This is a genomic window from Pseudoxanthomonas dokdonensis, from assembly GCF_001431405.1.
Lineage (GTDB): Bacteria > Pseudomonadota > Gammaproteobacteria > Xanthomonadales > Xanthomonadaceae > Pseudoxanthomonas_A > Pseudoxanthomonas_A dokdonensis.
The window spans coordinates 1-2,106 of the sequence record NZ_LDJL01000025.1 but is presented as its reverse complement, the minus strand read 5'-3'; the positions used below and the strand labels follow the sequence as shown (position 1 = coordinate 2,106).

The window sequence follows — 2,106 nt, the reverse complement described above, 5'->3', positions numbered from 1 at the left end:
CACTGGTCCAGCTGCAACGCCGGATAGCCATTGGCCTGTGCGGATTGGCTGCGCATCAGTCGCGCATAGACGAAGTCGGCGGTCAGGTCGGCGTATGACGGATGCTCGGTCGAATCGGTGAACACCATCGCCATGCCGTGGCTGCGTGCCATTGCCAGCAATGCCGGGCTGATGAAAGAGGCATCGCGCACGTCCAGCACATGCCGCAGCCGGCGCTGTCGCGCGTGGGTCGGCATGGCTGACAGGAACGCGGCGAAGTCATCGTGGTCCAAGCGGGTGCCGGCATCGAACTGCCACACCAGTGGCCCCAGCTTGTCATCGAGCTCGGCGATGCCGCCGATGAAATCCTCGACCTGGGCAGTGGTCCTGGCGAGTGCCTTCGACTGGGTGATCCGGCGCGGCGCCTTGGCTGAAAAGATGAAGCCGGTCGGCGTTTCGTCGCGCCACTTGGCATAGGTGGCCGGCTTCTGGGTGCCGTAGTAGGTGCCGTTGATTTCAATCGCGGTCAGATGGCGGCTGGCGTATTCCAGCTCGCGCCGCTGGACCAGTCCCGACGGATAGAAATTGTCGCGCCACGGCGCATATACCCAACCGCCGATGCCGACCCGGATCGTGTGTCCACCCGTGGCGGCCGCCGCCGAAAACAGATCATCCATTGCCGTTGTCATCCTGCCGTGCCGTCCACGGATTGTAGCTGCCGAACCACCACAGATGCCCTTCCGGATCCCGGCATCCGTAGCCGCGTCCACCGTAACCCTGGTCGGCGATATCGATCACGATCGTCGCGCCACAGGCAACGGCCTGCGCGTAGTGTGCATCCACATCCTCGACCAGCACGCAGGGACTCTGGGTTTCGTTTTGCTGCAGCTGATCGGGTTGCGTGATCAGTTTGCCCCAAGGCCCCTGGTTGGCGACCGAGCCGAGCATGATCATGCCGTTGCCGTGCACCAGTTGCGCGTGATGGACGATGTCCCCGTCCTGGTACACGGCATGGCGGCTGAAGCCGAATGCACGGCACAACCAGTCGATGGCCGCGGGTGCATCGCGGTAGCGCAGACAGGGGATGATGCTGGAACCGCTGGCATTGTTCACGGACAACTCCTGCATGACCAGGGACCGGGCGAGGATAAGCCAGCGCCGCGGCAGCGGTGTGAACATGCGGTCGGTAAACCTGCTAGGTTGGTGCGGAGGCCGTCCGCGCATCAATGAAGATGGCCCCGCAGGGGCCATCCGGATGACGCGGTTCAAGCGCTTGCTGGACAGATTGCTTACTGGATGGGTTGATCCAGCATCAGCTCGCGCACGAAGCGCACTGGCGGTGCGCCGTAGGACAGGACCTGGTCGTGGTAAGCCTTGAGGTTGAACTTGTCGCCCTGCGCGGCTTCCACTGCCTTGCGCATGTCCAGGTGTTCCTGCACGCCGACGAAGTAGGTCGGCAGCTGCGCCGAGGTCAGCTGCGCACGCACCCATTTGCCGGCAGCTTCGCTTTCCTGCTGGAAGGTCTGGCGGGTCATCAGGTCCATCGCCTGTTCACGGCTCCAGCCATCGACGTGCACGCCCTGGTCGAGAATGGCGTTGGCAATCGTGCGCAGGTAGAACTTCAGCTGGACCAGGCGGAACAACGGGTCGTTGTCGAGGTAACCGGCGTCGGCCATCATCTTCTCGGTGTACACCGCCCAGCCTTCGGCGAACATGCCCGAGCGCAGCACCCCGCGCAGGGTCGACGGGAAGTTGGCCGAATGCGCGCCTTCCAGGTAATGGCCGGGAATGCCTTCGTGAATGCTCAGCAGGTGGATCATGCGGCTGTTGTACTCACGCAGGAACGAATTGACCTGGGCGTCGGTCCAGTCGTCAGGCATCGGCGACACCGCGTAGAAGGTGTCCAGTCCCTTGTCCAGCGGGCCGGGCGAATCGCAGTAGGCGACCGCGACGCCACGCTGGTATTCGGGCATCTCGATGATCTTGACCGGCGTTTCCGGCACGCTGACCAGATCGTGGGCGATCACGAACTGCTTGGCGCTTTCCAGTGACGCGGTCGCGTCCTTGACCACTTCGTCGCGCTTGGGCTTGTCGGCATAGGCCAGCTCCAGCGCTGCTTCGATCGCC

Annotated in this window: 3 protein-coding genes; all 3 read right to left on the bottom strand. The window is 63.5% G+C overall.

Translation table 11 applies throughout. The features are described 5' to 3' along the window. Positions 1-656: DUF72 domain-containing protein (locus ABB29_RS15830; RefSeq protein ID WP_057660861.1), on the bottom strand; the 656-nt coding region annotated here is incomplete at its 3' end. Next, a complete protein-coding gene (locus tag ABB29_RS15825) occupies positions 649-1,092 on the bottom strand; it encodes a VOC family protein (RefSeq protein ID WP_245622658.1) in 444 nt (147 codons plus the stop codon). The genes ABB29_RS15830 and ABB29_RS15825, both read right to left, overlap by 8 nt. Positions 1,093-1,268: 176 nt before the next feature. Further along, positions 1,269-2,106, bottom strand: an 838-nt coding sequence (locus ABB29_RS15820; RefSeq protein ID WP_157062697.1) for a DUF885 domain-containing protein, incomplete at its 5' end; no start/stop codon positions are given.